Below are 19,586 nucleotides of genomic sequence, written 5' to 3' on the forward strand. Positions count from 1 at the left end.
ACATTATCTCCCTATTCCGTAGCCGGCTGGGTGGCCGGCTCCGCTTTCCGCTTGAGGAACTTCGGCTGCCAGTCGGCTCCGAGTACGACCTTGGCGATCGCGGGCAGGACGAGAAGCGTCAGGATGGTCGCCGCGATGAGGCCGCCGATGACGGTAGTCGCGAGCGGCTTCTGCACTTCGGCGCCGGTTCCGGTCGCGATCGCCATCGGCACGAAGCCGATCGCGGGCACGAAACCGGTCATGATCACCGCACGCATCTTCTCGGTCATACCCTCGCGGATTGCCTCCGTGAGCGGGACATCATTCTCGAGCCGCTCGCGGATCGCCGTCATGACGACGAGACCGTTGAGCACCGCGACGCCGGCAAGGCAGATGAAGCCCACCGCCGCAGACACCGAAAAGTTGATCCCGGTAAGCGCGAGGGTGAACACCCCGCCCGCGAGGCCCAGCGGCACCGCGAGGAACACGGCGGTCGCGCGTCCGAAGGTGCCGAGCGCCATGTAGAGCAGGATGAAAATGCCCGCGAAGCAGAGCGGAACCACGATGGAAAGCCGCTTCGATGCAGCCTGCAGGCTTTCGAACTGCCCGCCCCATTCGAGATAATAGCCCGCCGGGAGCTTCACATTGGCAATCTTCGCCTGCGCTTCCGTCACGAAGGACCCCGCATCGCGGCCTTCGAGGTTCACCTGCACGACGACGCGCCGCTTGCCATTCTCGCGGCTGATCTGGTTGAGTCCTTCGGTCAGCCGGATCTGCGCCACTTGCGCGAGCGGTATCTGCCCGCGATTGCCGCCTTCCGAAGGAAGGAGGACAGGAAGCGCGCGAATATCGTCGAGATTCACGCGCGTTGCGTCTGGAACGCGCACGGTGATGTCGAAGCGCCGGTCGCCCTCATAGAGCAGGCCCGATTCGCGCCCGCCGAGCGCTGCCGACACGGTGTCGGCGACTTCCTGGACCGACAGGCCGTACCTCGCAATCGCGTTGCGATCGAGCGTTACGTCGAGCATCGGAGCCCCGCCGACCTGGTCGGCCTTGACGCTGCCCGCTCCCGGAATGCCCTGGAGCACCTTCACCATCTCGTTCGCGGCGAGCGACATCTTGTCGAGGTCGTCGCCATAGAGCTTGATCGCGACGTCGCCGCGGACACCCGCAATCAGTTCGTTGAAGCGAAGCTCGATCGGCTGACTGACCTCGTAGAGCTGACCGAGCTGGCCGCCAGCGGCCTTCTCGATGCGCTCGACGACGTCGGCCTTGGAATCGACCCCGACGGGCCATTGGTCTTGCGGTTTCAGAATGATGAAACCGTCCGAGATGTTCGGCGGCATCGGATCAGTCGCGACCTCGGCTGTACCGGTCTTCGAGAACATCAGCTCGACCTCGGGCAATTTAGAGATGGCTGTCTCGACGTTGCGCTGCATCGCAAGCGACTGTTCGAGGCTGACCGACGGCACGCGCGTCGAGGCGAGCGCCATATTCTTCTCATCGAGCTGCGGAATGAATTCCGAGCCAAGCAGGCCGAACGCCGGGATGGCGAGGAGGAAGAAAGCAAAGCCGCCGGCGATGAAAGGCCAGGGCTTGGCAATCGCCTTGTCGAGCAGCGGCAGATAGCGCTCCTTCAAGTTGCGGATTGCCCAGACTTCCTTCTCGGCAACCTTGCCGCGGATCATCAGCGCGACAAGCGCCGGAACCAGCGTGATAGCGAGAATGAAGGCGGCAACGAGCGCGAGCATGATGGTGATGGCCATCGGCGAGAAGGTCTTGCCCTCGACGCCCGTGAACATCAGCAGCGGCGCGAAGGCGAGCAGGATTATCGCCTGCCCAAAGACGGTCGGTTTGATCATCTCCTGGCTGGCGCGCATCGTCTCCTCGAGACGTTCGCGAAGATTGAGCAAACGCCCTTCATGCTCTTGCCGGTGCGCCAATCTGGCGAGGCAGTTTTCGATGATGATAACCGCGCCGTCGACGATCAGACCGAAGTCGAGCGCGCCGAGACTCATCAGGTTACCGGGCACGCGGAACGCGTTCATGCCCATCGCCATCATCAGGAAGGAGAAGGGAATGACCAGCACCGCGATGATCGCCGCGCGCCAGTTGCCGAGCAGGAAGAAGAGCGCGGCCGCCACGAGCACCGCGCCTTCGGTGAGGTTCTTTTCGACCGTGCCGACCGTTGCATTGACCAGCTTAGCGCGGTCGAGCACCACCTTCACTTCGACGCCGGGCGGCAGGGTTTTAGACACCTGCGCAATCTTAGCCGAGACGTCTTCGGCGACAGTCCGGCTGTTCTGGCCGATCAGCATCAGCACGGTGCCGATCACCGCCTCTTTGCCGTTCATGCTGCCCGCACCGGTTCTGAGGTCGCCGCCGATTTTCACATTGGCGAGCTGTCCGACCGTGACGGGCACGCCGCCGCGCGTCGCGACGACGGCGTTGCGGATTTCATCGACCGAACGGACGCGCGCATCGACGCGCACGAGATAGGCCTCGCCCGCCCGGTTATAATAGTTGGCCCCGACCGCGAGATTGGCGCGTTCGAGTGCTTCGCCGAGCTCGCTGTAGGAAATGCCGTAGCTGGTGAGCCGCGTCGGATCGGGCTCGACCACGAAGGTCTTGGCATAGCCGCCGATCGAATCGACGCCGGCGACGCCGCCGACCGACTTGAGCTGCGGGCTCACGATCCAGTCCTGAACCGTGCGAAGATAGCCCGATTTGGCAATCTCGTCGGTGAGGATATCGCCCTCGGGGGTCAGATAGCTGCCGTCGGGTTGCCAGCCGGGTTGGCCGGCGACTTTCTTGGCGCCCTTCCCGTCAGGATATTTGTAGCCGACGGTATACATGACGACCTCGCCCAGCCCCGTTGTCACGGGGCCAATCTGCGGCTGAGCCCCGTCGGGAAGGTTCTCGCCCGCCTGGAGAAGCCGTTCGCCCACCTGCTGGCGCGCGAAATAGAGGTCGGTTTCATCGGTAAAGATCGCCGTCACCTGGCTGAATCCGTTGCGCGAGATCGAACGCGTCGTCTCGAGCCCCGGAATGCCGGCGAGTGAGATTTCGATCGGGTAGGTTACGAGCTTCTCGATTTCGACCGGCGAAAGACGCGGATCGATCGTATTGATCTGCACCTGCTTGTTGGTGATGTCGGGAACCGCGTCGATCGGCAGCTTGGTGAGCTGCCATACGCCGAGTCCCGCGATCACGAGGAAGAGAAAGAGTACCGCCCAGCGCGCGCGGACGGATAGCGCCATCAGTTTCGCGATCATGGTCTATTCCTCCTCGCCCGCGCCCTTGCCGAGTTCGGCCTTGAGCAGGAAGGCGTTCTCGGTCGCGACCATCTGTCCGGGCTTCAGCCCGGAGAGGATTTCGACGCGGCCCGCGCTGCGCTGGCCGACGGTGACCTGCTGCGCACGGAAGCCTTCTTTCGTGCGAATGAACACCACGTCGCGGCCTTCGAGCGTCTGGAGGGCTTCGTCAGTGATCACGATTCGGGCGGGGCCACCGGTTTCGGCGCCGCGGCTCGGAAGCAGACGTACCCGGACCGCAAGGCCCGGCTGCAAGGCGCCGGGCACGTCGAGCACGGCGGTTGCCGAGCGCGTGTCGCCGGACAGGCCAGGAGTCACAGCCCGCACGCGGGCATCGATCGTCCGGCCGTCGGGAAGTTCGATGATCGCACGATCTCCGGGCGAGAGCCGCTGTGCATCGGCCGGACCAACCGCGGCCTCGATCTGCACCTTGCTGGGATCGGCAACGCGGAACAGTTCGGTTTCAGGCTGGACAAAGGCGCCAAGGCTGGCGTTCTCGGCCGTAATCCGCCCCGAGATCGGACTTGCCACTATGACACTGCTGCCATCGCGCGTGACCTGCGCCGCGCTCGCAGCGGCGCGGGCGCGCTGCGCTTCCGCCGCGGCAGCCGCCGCCTCGGCCTGCGCTCGCTCATAATCGACGCGAGCGGACACTTTCTGATCGAGCAGCGTCTTCTCGCGGTGGAGGTTCTTCTGCGCCAGCGTCGAGCGCGCATCGGCTGCGACCCGCTCGGCCGCTATCTGTGCAGCGTCACGGCTCTGGACGATGGCGATCGTCTCTCCGGCGCGGACCGGATCACCGAGCCGCTTGAAAAGCCGGGTGACGGCACCGCCGGCCCGCGCGGTCACGATAGCCTCGCCGCTCGGTGCCGCAGTGACGGTCGCCTGCGAGATGATTTCGGAGCCGAGGCCGCCCGATGCGATCGTTTCGACGCCGATGTCGGCAGACTTGATCGCTTCGGGGCTGATGACGAGGTTGTTGGGAAGAGCTTCGCTCGCCGCTTCCGCACCGCCTTCAGCCGCCGGAGCCGGCGCCGGATCGGCGGTGCAACGTGCGACACCGAAACCGGTGACGGCCGCGAGAGCCATTGCGCCCGCGACGGTGCCGAGGAGGCGCTTGTCCTTGGTGATCATATTCTGTCTCCGCTGTTGATGCGGTTCGCGCGCCGACCGGCGGCGCACCCCTGTTGATTGAGAAGGATGGCGGGGCGGACGGCCCCGCTGATTGCTGGGACCGGCACGCTCATGGCTGGTGATCCGCGTCGCCCTCGGCCGCGGCCTGACGCGAGAGGATCGCACGCGCTTCGGCGCGGGCCTGCCGGGCCGCAATCAGCTCCGCCTGCGTCGCGGCATAGGCTTGCTGCGCGTCGATCAGTTCGACCAGCGTCGATTTGCCGGCGCGGTAGCTGAGCTCGGCGAGCCGGACGCCTTCGCGCGCCTGCTCGATCCCGCTGCCCTCGAGCGCCGCGAGGCGGGCCTCGGCGGCTTCGAGTTCGGCCTGCGCATTGGCAATCTCTGCCTCGGCGTTGACGACCGCATTTTCCCGCCGCGCGATGGCGGCAGCGACGTCGGACTTGGCCGCCGAGATGTTGCCGCGATTGCGATCGAAGATCGGCAGCGGCACCGAGACATTCGCAATGAGGGCACGATCGCCCGTGTCGCGAAGTTGCCGCACTCCGAAGCCAACAGACGGGTCGAGGCGACCGTCGGCGCGCTGCCCTCGGAGGCGAGCTTCGGCGATGAGGCGGTCGGTTTCGGCAAGCCGCACGTCGAGCGTGGCCAGCGAGTCCACCGATGCGGGCATCACCCACAGGTCGCCTTCGACCAGTTCGGCCGGCGCAACCGAGCTGCCGAGGAGCGCTGCCAGCGAACGGCGCGCTGTCCGTTCCTCGGCCTCGGCGGTGCGCAGTTCGGCGGTGGCCTGGACCAGCGCCGCATTGGCACGGAAGGCACGCAGCGGCGGCTCGTTACCCGTATCGACCATCGCCTGTGCGACGCGGACGAGTTCGCGGGCGCGCGCTTCATTCTCGCGCGCGAGCGCCAGACTGTCGCGGGCTGCGAGTGCCGTCGCGAACTGGTTGCGAACCTCGAGCGCGAGATCGGCTCGGACAATCTCGAGCCTATATTGCGCGGCGAGGAACTCGGCATCTGCTAGCGTCATGCGCGCACGGCGCCGGCCGCCGATGTCAAGACGCTGATTGACCGACACCGTCGATTCGAGGCCGTTTAGTCCCGAATAGGGGCCGGTGCCCGCGAAATTCTCGACGTCGACGTTAAGGATGGGGTTGAAGCGATAGCCCGCCTGACGCTGGCGACCGCGAGCAGCCTCCACTTCGGCTTCGGCGGCAACCACGCGCGGCGAGCGCGCGTCGGCCTCCTCCATCGCCTGCGCGAGGGACAATCGAGCGGGAAGCGGGCCGGCACGCACGGCCTGGCCTGCCGAAGAAGGCGGTCCCACCTGCTCCGTCGCTGCCGACTGGGCAGCGGCGGGCGCGGAATTTGCGCCTGCAACGAGCGCCACGAGACTCGCGGCGACAACTATGGATTTCATGAAAAAGAGACTCCTGACGTTTCCAGGGAGAAGCGCACGCGAAGGGCACGCGCAGACCTAGAGCGTCAGGCGATTGGAGGGCGAAAGGTCCCGATATAGGCGACGGGCGGCAAGGCGGCCGTCAGAATGCGCGCATGCGCTTCAGCGGCAGGGGTTTCGGTCGCTGCCGAAAGCGTTTCCGCCGGGACGCCCGAATGGTGGCCATGGCAACCATGAGCGGCGGCAGGCACCTGCTGCTTTTCGCCGGACGAGGAATTTTTCTTGTCGGACTCGGCGCTTTCGGTAGCCGGCGCACTCACGCAGCCGGCTTCGATCGCCGCGACAAAAAGGCTCGCCTCGGCCCGATCCTCGGTCGCATGCGCGAGCGATCCCGCAACCGTTCCGGATGCAAGGAGAAAGGTCAGCAAGAGGAGGATTATCCGTCGCATTGGAACCGGCCCCTAGCATCGAAATAGCGCGGTGAAAAGTAGAAGATTTTCAATCAACTTCGGCGGCACTCTTCTAACCCCCGAACGAGTGCTGTAATGTTATCTCATGATGGCAATCGAGCCATTTATCCGTCCTAGAAATACTTATTAGGACCTCTATAAGAACAGGATATCCGTCGAACAATCGGGCGTTAAGCACAATAGTTCTACGATTGTCTTGCAATCTTATTTCCGGACTTACGCTATTGCTTCTGTCCTCCTTTGTACCGGGCTGTGCCGGGGCGGAGGGATTCGTCTTGGACAGGGCGGTAAATCGGAAATCGCGCATCGAGGCGCCGAGCGGCAACATGAGAGCTTGACCCTGTATCTACTACAGGGTGCAAAAGCCTGCCCTGGACAAAAAGGGGGACCCAGCATGATCACGTCGACTGCCAAGCCGCTGACCCGGACCATCGTCGCGCCGCTCCTGCGCGACCAATATCGCCTTTTCCGCGAATCAAGCCGAACCGGCGATGAAGCCGCCGCGTGGCGGGCGCTGGAATGGGAACATATATTGAGCCAGCCCTATATGGGCGCGCATCTGGCCTCGCACTGGCACATGTTCCGCTATGCGATCGAACTCGGCGATAGCCGCGAAGCCGCCGGTCAGGTAGTGCGGTTCCTGCTCGTGCCGCTAGGCTCGCTGACCGGCCGGCTCCCGGCCGGTAACAACGGCCGCGCGCGAGTGAGCGCCTTCGATCCGATGCCGATGCCGGAGGGCCTGGCGGTACTGATCGAGGCGGCCCGGTCGGCGGCCGAACGCGACGCCTGAAAGGGCTGATCCGGTTTTGGACTTCCGGAACAAGCCATTCGCTGTTAGGGGCGCGACCATGGCCGCCGCTCCCCTTCGCCTGTTGCTTGTGTTCATCCTGCTGCTCAGCGGGCTTCACAATGCTGCGCCGGCGATGGCGGGCATGACGCACCATGCGACGGATTCGCATCTTTCGCACCATGTCGAGCCGGGCCATGCGTCGGACAAGGACACGCAAAAAGGTCAGCAGGACGCCGACCTCCACGGCAGTCACCATAATTGCCCGGTCGCATCCGATCAGGCCCTTTCGGGTCATGACGATCTGCCCTTTTTTTCCGGCGGCCTGCACTTCGCGCTGCCCGCGATGCGCCTCGCTTCGCGCGCCCTCGCGCCTCCCCTGAACCCTCCCCTCGCCTGAACGACGCCTGCCGCGCGGCCCTTCCCGGCCTGCGCTCAGTCGAACCGTTCAGGAGTGATCATTTATGCATATCCATATGCGCGCCGCCCTGTTGGCCGGGGCTGCGCTGCTGGCGGGGTCCGTGTGGGCCCAGCCGCTAACGCTCGACCAGGCGGTCGAGCGGGCCATCGCTGCATCGCCAGAGCTTAGAGCCGGCGAAGCGGGGGTCGACGCCGCGCGCGCCGGCCAACTGCAAGCTCGCGTCCGACCCAATCCGACCGTGTCGGTCGACATGGAAAATGGAGTCGGGACGGGCGGCTACGGCCTGTTCCGGCAATCGGAACTCACCGTCACCTATTCGCAGCCGCTCGAACGCGGCGGAAAGCGGGAGGCGCGGATGGCGCTTGCCGAACGCGGGGTCGTTCTCGCCGAGGCGCAGTGGCGGCTCGTCCGGCTCGATATCGCCCAGGAAGTGCAGCGCGCCTATATCGACGTCCAGATCGCCGAGCAGATGGTCTGGATCGCAGAGGATCGCGTCAAACTCGAAAAGGAGATGCGCACCGAAGCGATCCGGCGCATGCGCGGCTACAAGGATCCGCTCTTCGTCGAGACCCGCGCCGATGCCCGCATTCTCGAAGCCGAGCTGGCACTGAAGGAAGCCCAAGCCAAACGGCAGTCCGCAAGAGCATTGCTCGTATCCTTCTGGGGCGGCGCTCCCGACAGCCTCGTTATCGCCGAGGGTATCGAGAAGCCCGATCCGCGCGATCCGCCGCTGGCCGAAGCCGATGCCGCGGTGTTCGACGCCGCCGTCAATCGCGCCCGGGCACAGGTTGTCGTCGAGCAAAGCCGCGCGCACCAGGACTATACGGTGTCGGGCGGCACTCGCTTCCTTCGCGAGACCAATGATGTCGCCGTTCTCGGCGGAATCTCGATCCCGCTCGGACGCTTCGACCGCAACCAGGGCAATATCGCCCGGGCGCAGGCCGAACGGCGGCAGCTCGAATTCCAGTCCGAGGCGAGCCGCCTCGAACGACTGCGGCGCCTCGCGTCGCTGCGCGCCGATGCCGACGCCGCACGGGTGCGGGCCGAGGGCATCATGAACGACGTCTATCCCAAGGCGGTGAAGACGCTCGGTCAGGTGCGCGAAGGCTATGCCCGCGGCGGCTTCCTGTTCGCCGATGTGCAGGATGCCGCCGACGTCATCATCCAGATCCAGGGTCAGTGGGCCGAGGCCATGACGCGCTACCGCGATTTGCTCGCGGAAATCGATCGCCTGACCGGCCGCTTCGATGCGGCTCCCCTTGCGGAGAATATTCCATGAAGAAGTTTCCATTTCCCGCCGCTGCAGCGGCGCTGTTCCTTGCCGTCCCGCTCGCTGCCTGCGGCGGCGGAGCCGAAGGCGAAGACAAACATGCAGAAGGTGAGAGCCACGCCGAGGGCGAAGGCGAAGAAGACGCCGAGGGCCCGAATGGCGGCAAATTGCTCAAAAATGGCGATTTCGCTGTCGAAATCACGATTTTCGAGAATGGCACCGAGCCGCAGTTCCGAGTTTTTGCGACCCGGGACGGGAAGCCGGTCGATCCCAAGGAAGTCCAGCTCGCGATCACGCTCACGCGGCTTGGCGGCGACGTCGATCGCTTCACCTTCCGCCCGCAGGGCAAGTTCCTGGCAGGGCAAGGCGTCGTTACCGAACCGCACAGCTTCGATGTCGAAGTCGTCGCGGTGACTGGCGGCAAACGCCACGTCTGGAAATATGCCAACCCTGAGGGCCGCACGCGGATCGCGGCCGACGCCGCCAAGGCCGGCGGCATCGAGACCGCCGTCGTCGGACCGGCGACGGTCGGCGAGAGGCGCGAACTCTATGGCACTGTCCAATTGTCGCCAACGGCCCGTTCCGAAATTCGCGGTCAATTCCCCGGCCGCGTCGTCTCGGTCACAAAGGCGGTGGGCGACACGGTTCGCCGCGGCGAACTTCTCGCACGCATTGAATCGAGCGAAAGCCTCCAGGTCTATCCGGTGCATGCGACGGTCGGCGGGGTCGTTGCCGAGCGCAACGCCAACCCCGGCGATGTCACCGACGGGCGGGCGCTCTACGTCATCACCGATCCCGCGCAGACGACGGTCGTCTTCAACATCTTCCCCCGTGACCTCGCGATTATCCGTCCGGGCATGCGGGTGACGGTCGAGACGCAGGACGGCGCCGAGATCGCGACCGCGCCACTCGAGCAGTTCCTGCCCGACGGCAATGTCGAGGCGGGCACTGCGCTCATCCGCGCGACCATCCCCAACCGCTCGGGAACGCTGCGCCCCGGCATGGCCTTGCGCGGCCGCGTGATGGTCAACCCCGTCACCGTGCCGCTGGCCGTGCGTACCGAGGCGATCCAGCCCTTCCGCGACTTCAAGGTGGTCTATGCCAATTTCGGGCAGGACTATGAGGTCCGCATGCTGAAACTCGGCCGTTCGTCGCCCGAATGGACCGAGGTCCTGTCGGGCATCAAGCCCGGCACCGCCTATGTCACCAAGGGCAGTTTCCTCGTTCGCGCCGACATCGAAAAGTCCGGCGCGGGCCACGACCATTGATCGGGGAGCAGGATAATATGCTAGCCAGAACCATAGGCTTTTCGATCCGGCAACGATGGCTCGTCCTCGCGGTCGTCGCGCTCCTGTGCGCGATCGGCGCGTGGAGCGCGACCAAATTGCCCATCGACGCCGTTCCCGACATCACCAACGTCCAGGTCCAGATCAATACCAAGGCTGAAGGCTATTCGCCGCTCGAAGCCGAGCAGCGGATCACCTACCCGATTGAGACCGCGATCGCGGGCATCCCCAACCTCAACTATACCAGGTCGATCTCGCGCTACGGCCTGAGTCAGGTCACGGTCGTTTTCGAGGACGGGACCGACATCTATTTCGCGCGCCAGCAGGTCAACGAGCGGCTCCAGGCCGCAAAGGGGCAGCTGCCGCCCGGTATGGCGCCCGAAATGGGGCCGATTTCCACCGGCCTCGGCGAGATCTTCATGTTCTCGATCGAAGCCGAACCGGGCGCACGAAAGCCGGATGGCACGCCCTACACGGCGGAAGACCTCCGAACGATGTCCGACTGGGTCATCCGGCCGCAGATGCGCACGATCCCGGGGGTCGCCGAGATCAACACGATCGGCGGCTATGCCCGCCAATATCATGTGACCCCCTATCCGGCCTCGCTCGCTTCGCTCAATCTCTCGCTCAACGATGTCGTCACCGCGCTGGAGGCCAATAATGCAAATCGCGGCGCCGGCTATGTCGAGCGCAGCGGCGAACAGATATTGATCCGGGTGCCGGGGCAGGCGAACAATGAGCGCGACCTGTCGCAGATCATCGTCGCCACCCGCGGCGGCGTTCCGATCCGGATCGCCGACGTCGCCGATGTCGCGATCGGTTCGGGCCTTCGCACGGGCGCGGCGACTGAGAATGGCAAGGAGGTCGTCCTCGCAACGGTCTCGATGCTGATCGGACAAAATCCGCGCGTGGTGGCGCAGGCCTCGGCCGAACGCCTCGTCGAAGCGTCGCGTGCTTTGCCGAAGGGTGTTGTCGCGAAGCCGCTCTATGATCGCACCGCGCTCGTCGAACGGACGATTTCGACGGTGCAGAAGAATCTCGCCGAGGGCGCGCTGCTCGTCATCGTGATCCTCTTCCTGCTGCTCGGCAATTTCCGGGCGGCGCTGATCACGGCGGCGGTTATTCCCGTTGCCATGCTGATGACGCTGACGGGCATGCTCCAGACGCGGACATCGGCGAACCTCATGAGCCTCGGCGCGCTCGACTTCGGCCTCATCGTCGACGGGGCCGTCATCATCGTCGAAAATTGTCTTCGCAGGCTTGGCGAGGCACAGCACAGGCTCGGACGGCTGCTCGATCGCGACGAACGCTTCGGCCTCGTTGCCTCGGCGAGCGCCGAAGTGATCAAGCCGAGCATCTTCGGCATCATCATCATCACCGCGGTCTATCTGCCGATCTTCGCGCTCGAAGGCGTCGAAGGAAAGACCTTCCACCCGATGGCGATCACGGTCGTCCTCGCGCTGACCGCTGCTCTTCTCCTGTCGCTCACCCTGGTTCCGGCCGCGGTGGCGCTCTTCGTTACCGGCAAGGTCGAGGAGAAGGAGAATTGGCTGATGCGCGGTCTCGGCAAGGGCTATCGTCCGATGCTCGACCGCGTCCTGAATTGGCCGAAGGCGGCGCTTTCGGGTGCGCTGCTGCTCGTCGCGCTCAGCGGCGTGGCGGCGACGAGTCTCGGGTCCGAGTTCATCCCGGACCTCGACGAAGGCGATATCGCGATGCACGCGATGCGCATTCCGGGAACGAGCCTGACCCAGTCGATCGCGATGCAGGAGGCGCTGGAGAAGAGGATCAGGCAGTTCCCCGAAGTCGAGCGGGTGTTCGCGAAGATCGGCACGCCCGAGGTCGCGACCGATCCGATGCCACCGTCGGTCGCCGACAATTTCATCATGCTCAAGGATCGGAAGGAGTGGCCCGAGCCCAGAAAGCCGCGCGACCAGCTCGTCGCCGAGCTCAACAAGGCGGTAAACGAAGTGCCGGGGAACAATTACGAGTTCACCCAGCCGGTGAAGATGCGGATGAATGAACTGATCGCCGGCGTTCGCGCCGACGTCGCGATCAAGCTGTTCGGCGACGATCTCGATCAACTGCTCGAATCGGGGCGGGCGATCGAGGAGGTGGCCGGCGGGATCGCGGGCGCGCAGGACGTGAAGCTCGAACAGGTCACCGGCCTGCCGATGCTTTCGGTCACGCCCGATCGCGACAAGCTTGCGCGCTATGGCGTGAGCATGGAGACGGTCCAGGATGCGGTTTCGACCGCGACTGGCGGGCGGCAGGCGGGCGAGCTCTTCGAGGGCGACCGGCGTTTCGACGTCGTCGTCCGGCTTCCCGAGGCCATTCGCACCGACCTCGCGTCGCTCGGCAATCTCCCCGTTGCGCTTCCGGCCGGCGGCTTCGTGCCGCTTTCGGAGCTTGCGGAGATATCGCTCGCGGCGGGGCCGAACCAGATCAGCCGCGAGAATGGCAAACGCCGCGCGGTGATCACGGCGAATGTCCGTGGTCGCGATCTCGGCTCGTTCATCGACGAACTGACCCAGAAGGTCGAAGCCGATGTCGTGCTGCCCGACGGTTATTATATAGAATATGGCGGGACGTTCGAGCAGCTCCAGTCGGCGACCGAGCGCCTCCAGATCGTGGTGCCGCTCGTTCTGCTGCTGATCTTCGGCCTCTTGTTCATGCTGTTCGGGTCGGTTCGCGATGCGGCCATCGTCTTCTCGGGCGTGCCGCTGGCGCTGACGGGAGGGGTCGCGGCGCTGGCGCTTCGCGACATTCCGCTCTCCATCTCGGCGGGCGTCGGGTTCATCGCACTCTCCGGGGTCGCGGTGCTCAACGGCGTGGTGATGCTATCCTTCATCAAGGATCTTCGCGAACGCGGAAAGGCGCTCGTCGATGCAATCCGCGAGGGCGCGCTGACCCGCCTCAGGCCGGTGATGATGACCGCGCTGGTTGCGTCGCTCGGCTTCGTACCGATGGCGCTCAATGTCGGGGCAGGATCCGAGGTGCAACGGCCGCTGGCGACCGTGGTCATCGGCGGGATCATCTCATCGACGATCCTGACGCTGCTCGTCCTGCCCGCGCTGTACCTCATGGTCCACAGTCGCAGCGCGAAGATCGAAGAAGAGGAAGTCGCCGGGCCGCGGCGTGAGCCCGGCCTTGCGACCTGAAGCCAGGCCCTCACGGTTTGCTGCAGCGCTTGGGCGCAAGCGGCCGGCCGCGAACAGGGGCGGAACCCTGAGGGGTTCCGCCTCCTTTTAGGGATGCTTGGTATGAGGAGCGTGAAATGATAGACAAGACAGGCAGCACCGACCGCGAAAAGCAGACCCTCCAGATCGTTCTTTTCCTGAACGCGGCGATCGCCATCGCCTTTCTCATAACCGGCGCGCTGGGAGATTCGAGCGCCCTCATCGCGAATGGCCTCGACAATTTATCGGACGCGGCGGTCTATGCCCTGAGCCTTGTCGCACTAAGCCATGGCATCAAATGGAAGACCCGCGCGGCTACAGCGTCGGGCGTTATGCTATTGATCTTCGCGGCCGGCGTCCTGTTCGATGTCGGGCGGCGCTACTTTCAGGGTAGCGAACCGATCGGCGCTACGATGATGATCATGTCGGCGGTCGCGGCGGTGGTGAACTATGCCTGCCTGAAGCTGCTTCAGCGCATTCAGAATCCCGACGTCAACCTTCGTGCGGCAACGACCTTCAGCTTCAACGACTTCGTTTCGAACGGCGGCATCCTGATCGCCGGCGTCCTCGTCTGGTGGCTCGGCACGAACTGGCCCGACTTGCTCGTCGGGTTCGCCACTGCGCTGATTGCCATCAAGGGCGGCATCGAAATTCTGCGCGATGCCCGAAAGGAGACTCGCGGCGCCGCAAGCGACGACCCCTGAATTTGAGAAATAACAAGGTGAAGACCGAATGATGAGTGCGAGGAAACCACCGCTAGACCGCGGACGGCAGCGTCGCCTCGATCGCCTCAATCACCCGGCAATCGGCTATGCGGCCGCCCTCACAGAGCTGGACGATCCGGGCGAGTTCTGCGCGAAGGCGCACCATGCGTTCCAGACGCTCGTCGACGTCGAGCAAATGTCGCGCCGCCAGAGCGCGAACCTCGGCGCAGTCCTGCTCGGGTCCTGCCGCGAGGGCTTTCAGTGAACGAATTTCGTCGATCGAAAATCCCAGCCCCCTCGCACTCCGGATAAACGCCAGGCGCCTGACATCCTCGGGACCATAGCTGCGACGTCCGGAGGCGGTGCGCGCCGCCGGTGGTAGAAGCCCGATGTCCTCGTAGAAGCGGATTGTATTGACCTTCGTACCCGTCCGGCTCGCCAGCGCTCCGATGGGAAGTCCTACCTCACGGCCCATATGCACCTCAGAAATGCCTTGCTTCTACAGCTACTGGAGAATGTAGGACAATGCGATGAGCGAAAGCAACGACAGTAACTGTGGCTGTACGGGCGATACCGTGCGTGCCGAGCGTGATCCCGCCTATCGACGGGCGCTCTGGATCGTGGTGATACTCAACCTCGGTTTCGGTGTGTGCGAAATCATCGGCGGCTTCATCGCCAACAGTCAGGCCCTCAAAGCGGATTCGCTCGACTTCATCGGCGACGGTTCGATCACTTTGGTGGGATTACTGGCGCTGGGATGGTCTGCTGCAAGCCGTGCACGGATCGCGCTAACCCAGGGACTGTTCCTCGGTGCGCTCGGGCTGGGAGTGATTGCCTTTGCCGTGGCGCGGGCCTTAAATGCCGAGCCACCCGAAGCCGAACTCATGGGCGTCATCGGCATAGTCGCCTTGGCCGTGAACGTGACCGCGGCGCTGGTTCTCTCGCGATTTCGGGACGGCGATGCCAATGTGCGGGCCATCTGGCTGTTCAGCCGAAACGATGCGATCGCGAATATCGCCGTCATCGTCGCGGCCATATTGGTCGGCTGGACGGGCAGCGCCTGGCCCGATCTTCTGGTGGCGGGCGTCATCGCCCTTCTCTTCCTGCATTCGGCCACGGAGATCGTGCGCAATGCACGCGCCGAGCTGCGCCCTTCGCAGGCATAGCAAAATGAGGGCATATTCCACGCTTCGGCGCGCTGCGGCAATCTTGCTTGCCATGCTGGTGCTGCTTCCGGCCGTGGCACGCGCCGACACGACGTCGGTGCAGACTACCTGGCGCCTGCTCGATTATGTCGCGGTGGACTATGGCGGTGCGGTACATGACGGCCGGGTCATCAGCCAGGCAGAATATGCCGAAATGCTCGAGTTCACCGATTCGGCCGCCGCGAATATTGCAGCGCTGCCACCCAAAGGCGCACGTGCGCAATTGGTGGCTGACGCGAAGCGGCTGAAGGCAGCCGTTGTCGCCAAGGAAAGCCCACGAGAAGTCGCACGGCAGGCCCGTTCGGTCGCAGCGGCGTTGCTCAACGCCTATCCGGTGCCACTTGCGCCGGCGCGCAGCCCAGATCTTGCGAGGGGCGCTACTCTCTATGGGCAGAATTGCGCATCGTGCCACGGCATGTCGGGCGATGGCCGCGGCCCCGATGCAGCCAGGCTCGATCCACCGCCGATCGCCTTTTCCGATGCTGCGCGCGCTCGCGAACGCAGCGTCTTCGGGCTTTACCAAGTGATCGAGCAAGGCCTCGACGGCACGGCAATGCAAAGTTTCGCCGACCTTCCTGCCGCCGATCGCTGGGCCCTCGCCTTCTACAGCGGCCGCTTCGCTTTCCGTGATACGACGCAGGGCGAGCGGATCTGGCAATCCGACGCTGGTGTGCGCCGCCTGGTGCCTGACATGCCTACGCTGACGGCAATGACGCCGGCGGCGCTCGGTGCGAAGATCGGACAACCGGAGGCCGACGCCGTGATGGCCTATCTCAGGGCTAATCCGCAGGCCGTCACGGGGTCGGGGGCTGGGTCGCTGGCGCTGGCGCGGGAACGGCTCGAGCAGAGCTTCGCTGCATATGCTGCGGGGAAGAGGCAGCAAGCCGGAGAACTTGCGTTGTCCGCTTATCTCGACGGGTTCGAACCCCTGGAACCGCTCCTCGCGTCGCGTGATGGCGCCCTGATGGCGCGGATCGAGACGGCGATGGGGGCAGTGCGCGCGGCCATCCAGAAGGGCGCGCCCGTCGCCGAGGTACGCCACGAGATTTCGGCGCTCGACACGCTCTTCACCGATGCCGAGCAGGTGCTCGCCCCCGAACAGGCGAGCAGCACGTCGGCCTTTGTCGGCGCCCTGACGATCTTGCTGCGTGAGGGCCTGGAGGCACTCCTCGTCGTCATCGCGATCGTCGCCTTCCTGCGAAAGGCCGAGCGCCCGGAGGCGCTGCGTTATGTGCATGCCGGCTGGGTTGCGGCCCTTGCCGCAGGGGGCCTGACTTGGGCGCTCGCGACCTATGCCATCGGAGTCAGCGGGGCGAGCCGCGAATTGACCGAGGGCTTCGGATCCTTGCTCGCGGCTGTCATTCTCCTGTCGGTCGGCATCTGGATGCACGGAAAGTCTCAGGCCGACCAATGGCAGCGCTATATTCACGCAAAGCTGAGCGCGGCGCTCTCGAAACGCTCGTCCTGGTTCCTGTTCGGGCTCGCCTTCCTGGCCGTCTATCGCGAGGTGTTCGAGACCATCCTGTTTTATGCGGCGCTGGCATCGCAGGGCAGTGGCGGGGCTGTCTTCGGCGGCTTCGTGACCGGCCTTGTCCTGCTGGCCGTCATCGCCTGGGCGATGCTCCGCTACAGTCAGCGGCTGCCAATCGGCAAATTCTTTTCGTATAGCTCTGCCCTCATGGCGGTGCTCGCCGCCGTACTGGCGGGCAAGGGAACGGCGGCGCTGCAGGAGGCAGGCATGCTCTCGGTAACGCCCGTGAGCGGCTGGCCTCGAGTAACGCTCCTGGGTATCTATCCGACGCTGCAGGTCATCCTCATGCAAGCCGCCGCGCTGGTCATCATAATCCTTGGCTTCTGGTATAATCGCCGGGCCATCGAAGCCGGGCGGCCTGCCAAAGCCGGCAATCAGTCTGCGTAGAATTGCGACACCCGACCGGTTGCCAACCCGCCCACATCCGCGTCATAGGCCGATTGTGGGCCTCGCCGAACCGACCCATCGCATATTCCCGATACAAATTGACAGACATGAACATATCGGATAATCCCGATGCATGCAAATTGATGCCGCCTTGTCCGCCCTCGCCGCTCTGGCGCATCCCACCCGCCTCGATGCCTTTCGCTTGATCGTCCAGAATGAGCCCGAAGGGCTATCGACGGGACAGCTCGTCGAAGCGTCGGGGCTCAATCAGAGTAGTTTTTCGACGCACCTCGCGGTTCTGGTGAAGGCGGGCTTGGTGATACCGGAAAAGCGCGGCCGGCAGATCATCCAACGAGCGGATATCGACGCACTTCGCGGCCTGATGCTCTTCCTCGCAAAAGACTGCTGCCAAGGACGCGCTGAACTGTGTGAGCCGCTGCTCGCCGAACTTGCCTGCTGCTGATCGGCCCATTCAGCGCTTGAGGGAGAAGTCGATGACCGACAAGATTTATAATGTGCTGTTCCTTTGTACCGGCAACAGCGCCCGCTCGATTCTAGCCGAAGCTCTGCTGAACCGCATGGGCCAGGGGCGGTTCCGTGCCTATAGCGCCGGGAGCTTTCCCAAAGGCAAGGTCCATGCACAGGCGCTCGCGCTTCTCGATGAGCTCGGGTTCGAGACCGAGGGTCTGCGCTCGAAAAGCTGGGACGAATTCTCGGGCCCGGACGCGCCCAAACTCGATTTCATCTTCACCGTCTGCGACAATGCCGCCGGCGAGACCTGTCCGGTCTGGCCCGGCAAGCCGATGACCGCGCACTGGGGGATCGAAGATCCCGCCGCGGTCGAAGGCCCGGGCCAGCGCGAAGCTTTCGAACGTGCGCTGCACTATCTCTCGAACCGGATTTCGCTCTTCCTCGCGCTCCCGCACGAAAGCATCGACGAGATGGCAATGGCGCGCAGGTTGAAGGAAATCGGCGGCATCGAGGGCGCGACTGGCGAGCGGGAGACAGGCGCATGACCGCCGACATCATTATCTATCACAATCCCGAGTGCGGGACGTCGCGCAACACGCTCGCGCTCATTCGCAACGCCGGCATCGAACCGCATGTCGTCGAATATCTGAAGACACCGCCGTCGCGAGCCCTGCTCGAGCGGCTGATCGAGCGCGCCGGTATCACGCCGCGCGAGCTCCTCCGCGAAAAAGGCACGCCCTATGCGGAACTCGGCCTAGGCAACCCCGATCTCACCGATGGCGCACTCATTGATGCAATGATGGCGCATCCGGTCCTCATCAATCGCCCGCTCGTCGTCACATCGCTCGGGGTGAAGCTCTGCCGCCCGTCCGAAGCGGTGCTCGACATCATCCCTGCCCGCCAGCTTGGCGCCTTCGCCAAGGAAGACGGTGAACAGGTGGTCGATGCCGGCGGCAACCGCGTCCATGCCTGAGGGGATCATCATGATTGCCGCAAAGCGTGAACGCCTGTCCTTCCTCGATCGCTATCTGACACTCTGGATCTTCCTTGCAATGGCGCTCGGCGTCCTCTTGGGATCGCTTTTCAAGGACCTCCCCGCTGCGATCGACGCGATGTCGATCGGAACGACGAATATCCCGATCGCCATCGGGCTCATTTTGATGATGTATCCGCCGCTTGCACGCGTGCGCTATGACGAGCTGCCGCGCGTGTTCGAAGACAAGCGCGTCCTAGCCATCTCGCTGATCCAGAACTGGATCATCGGGCCGGTGCTGATGTTCGCGCTCGCGGTCGTCTTCCTCGCGGACAAGCCTGAATATATGACTGGCCTGATCCTGATCGGTCTCGCGCGCTGCATCGCAATGGTGATCGTGTGGAACCAGCTCGCAAAGGGCGACAATCAATATGTCGCTGCGCTCGTCGCGTTCAATTCGATCTTTCAGATCCTCTTCTTCAGCGTCTATGCCTGGTTTTTCCTCACGGTCCTGCCGCCGCTCTTCGGCCTCGAAGGCAGCGTCATCGACGTCAGCTTCTGGACGATCGCCGAGGCGGTGCTCATCTATCTCGGCATCCCGTTTATGGCAGGATATCTCACCCGCAAATGGCTCGCCAGCGCCAAGGGCAACGACTGGTACGAGACGCACTTCCTGCCGAGGATCGCGCCGATCACCCTCGTCGCACTGCTCTTCACCATCGTCGCGATGTTCAGCCTCAAGGGCGGCGAGATCGTCACCATCCCCGGCGACGTCATCCGGATCGCGATCCCGCTGACCATCTATTTCGTCGTGCAGTTCCTCATCAGCTTCTGGATGGGCAAGCTGATCGAGGCTGATTATCCACGCACGACCGCGGTCGCCTTCACCGCCGCGGGCAATAATTTCGAGCTCGCGATCGCGGTCGCGATCGCCGCCTTCGGCCTCGCCTCGCCGGTCGCCTTCGCGGCGGTCATCGGCCCGCTTGTCGAAGTGCCGGTCCTCATCCTCCTCGTCAGCGTCGCATTCCGCCTCGGACGTCGCTGGTTCCCGGCGAGCGTTCCTTCACAAGTCTGAGTAT

At 64.3% G+C, this 19,586-nt stretch carries 17 protein-coding genes; 12 read left to right on the forward strand and 5 right to left on the reverse strand.

All coding sequences use genetic code 11. From position 1 onward, the window contains the following. Nucleotides 1-11 precede the first annotated feature (11 nt). The 4 genes from J2X38_RS18095 to J2X38_RS18110 all read right to left on the reverse strand — a co-directional run bounded on the left by J2X38_RS18095 (nucleotide 12) and on the right by J2X38_RS18110 (nucleotide 6,272). On the reverse strand, nucleotides 12-3,254 hold the full coding sequence (locus J2X38_RS18095) for an efflux RND transporter permease subunit (RefSeq protein ID WP_148650765.1): 3,243 nt from the start codon (nucleotides 3,252-3,254) through the stop codon (nucleotides 12-14). 3 nt (nucleotides 3,255-3,257) lie between these two features. Further along, nucleotides 3,258-4,427 (reverse strand): efflux RND transporter periplasmic adaptor subunit, encoded by a 1,170-nt coding sequence (locus tag J2X38_RS18100; RefSeq protein ID WP_067179751.1) that lies wholly within the window; start codon nucleotides 4,425-4,427, stop codon nucleotides 3,258-3,260. Nucleotides 4,428-4,536: 109 nt separating this feature from the next. Further along, nucleotides 4,537-5,721, reverse strand: a complete 1,185-nt coding sequence (locus J2X38_RS18105; protein ID WP_310256029.1) for a TolC family protein — start codon at nucleotides 5,719-5,721, stop codon at nucleotides 4,537-4,539. Nucleotides 5,722-5,909: 188 nt separating this feature from the next. Next, nucleotides 5,910-6,272 (reverse strand): hypothetical protein, encoded by a 363-nt coding sequence (locus J2X38_RS18110; RefSeq protein ID WP_077031264.1) that lies wholly within the window; start codon nucleotides 6,270-6,272, stop codon nucleotides 5,910-5,912. Between the two features lie 415 nt (nucleotides 6,273-6,687). Between J2X38_RS18110 and J2X38_RS18115 the strand changes: the two genes are divergently transcribed. The 6 genes from J2X38_RS18115 to J2X38_RS18140 all read left to right on the forward strand — a co-directional run bounded on the left by J2X38_RS18115 (nucleotide 6,688) and on the right by J2X38_RS18140 (nucleotide 13,940). Further along, nucleotides 6,688-7,083: a DUF3703 domain-containing protein gene (locus tag J2X38_RS18115; protein ID WP_067179743.1), complete on the forward strand. Its 396-nt coding sequence runs from the start codon at nucleotides 6,688-6,690 to the stop codon at nucleotides 7,081-7,083. A gap of 58 nt (nucleotides 7,084-7,141) precedes the next feature. Next, nucleotides 7,142-7,480 carry a hypothetical protein gene (locus tag J2X38_RS18120; RefSeq protein WP_067179740.1) on the forward strand — a complete coding sequence of 113 codons (339 nt, stop codon included), beginning with the start codon at nucleotides 7,142-7,144 and terminating at the stop codon, nucleotides 7,478-7,480. Between the two features lie 64 nt (nucleotides 7,481-7,544). Next, entirely contained in the window at nucleotides 7,545-8,780 is a 1,236-nt protein-coding gene (locus J2X38_RS18125) for a TolC family protein (protein ID WP_067179737.1), read from the forward strand. Further along, complete coding sequence (locus J2X38_RS18130; protein ID WP_067179735.1) at nucleotides 8,777-10,039, forward strand: efflux RND transporter periplasmic adaptor subunit; 1,263 nt, start codon at nucleotides 8,777-8,779, stop codon at nucleotides 10,037-10,039. The genes J2X38_RS18125 and J2X38_RS18130 overlap by 4 nt, the downstream gene beginning before the upstream one ends. 17 nt (nucleotides 10,040-10,056) lie before the next feature. Then, nucleotides 10,057-13,218 carry an efflux RND transporter permease subunit gene (locus J2X38_RS18135; protein WP_089217534.1) on the forward strand — a complete coding sequence of 1,054 codons (3,162 nt, stop codon included), beginning with the start codon at nucleotides 10,057-10,059 and terminating at the stop codon, nucleotides 13,216-13,218. A gap of 116 nt (nucleotides 13,219-13,334) precedes the next feature. Next, nucleotides 13,335-13,940: a cation transporter gene (locus J2X38_RS18140; protein WP_058818126.1), complete on the forward strand. Its 606-nt coding sequence runs from the start codon at nucleotides 13,335-13,337 to the stop codon at nucleotides 13,938-13,940. Between the two features lie 52 nt (nucleotides 13,941-13,992). Here J2X38_RS18140 and J2X38_RS18145 read toward each other — a convergent pair whose 3' ends face one another. Then, a complete protein-coding gene (locus tag J2X38_RS18145) occupies nucleotides 13,993-14,415 on the reverse strand; it encodes a helix-turn-helix domain-containing protein (protein WP_058818127.1) in 423 nt (140 codons plus the stop codon). Nucleotides 14,416-14,470: 55 nt separating this feature from the next. On the opposite strand from J2X38_RS18145, the gene J2X38_RS18150 reads away from it, so the two are divergent. From J2X38_RS18150 to arsB, 6 genes are all read left to right on the forward strand, one after another. After that, on the forward strand, nucleotides 14,471-15,106 hold the full coding sequence (locus J2X38_RS18150; protein ID WP_058818128.1) for a cation diffusion facilitator family transporter: 636 nt from the start codon (nucleotides 14,471-14,473) through the stop codon (nucleotides 15,104-15,106). 4 nt (nucleotides 15,107-15,110) lie between these two features. Next, complete coding sequence (locus J2X38_RS18155) at nucleotides 15,111-17,063, forward strand: cytochrome c/FTR1 family iron permease (protein WP_058818129.1); 1,953 nt, start codon at nucleotides 15,111-15,113, stop codon at nucleotides 17,061-17,063. Nucleotides 17,064-17,196: 133 nt separating this feature from the next. Next, entirely contained in the window at nucleotides 17,197-17,526 is a 330-nt protein-coding gene (locus J2X38_RS18160) for a helix-turn-helix transcriptional regulator (protein ID WP_058818130.1), read from the forward strand. A 31-nt stretch (nucleotides 17,527-17,557) separates the two neighbouring features. Next, nucleotides 17,558-18,079 (forward strand): arsenate reductase ArsC, encoded by a 522-nt coding sequence (locus J2X38_RS18165; protein WP_058818131.1) that lies wholly within the window; start codon nucleotides 17,558-17,560, stop codon nucleotides 18,077-18,079. After that, the gene (arsC, locus tag J2X38_RS18170) at nucleotides 18,076-18,507 is read left to right on the forward strand and encodes an arsenate reductase (glutaredoxin) (RefSeq protein ID WP_058818132.1); all 432 of its coding nucleotides are present in this window, start codon (nucleotides 18,076-18,078) and stop codon (nucleotides 18,505-18,507) included. The genes J2X38_RS18165 and arsC overlap by 4 nt, the downstream gene beginning before the upstream one ends. 10 nt (nucleotides 18,508-18,517) lie before the next feature. Next, on the forward strand, nucleotides 18,518-19,582 hold the full coding sequence (arsB, locus tag J2X38_RS18175) for an ACR3 family arsenite efflux transporter (protein WP_058818204.1): 1,065 nt from the start codon (nucleotides 18,518-18,520) through the stop codon (nucleotides 19,580-19,582). Nucleotides 19,583-19,586: the final 4 nt, after the last annotated feature.

The organism is Sphingopyxis sp. BE235 (genome assembly GCF_031457175.1).
Classification (GTDB): Bacteria; Pseudomonadota; Alphaproteobacteria; order Sphingomonadales; family Sphingomonadaceae; genus Sphingopyxis.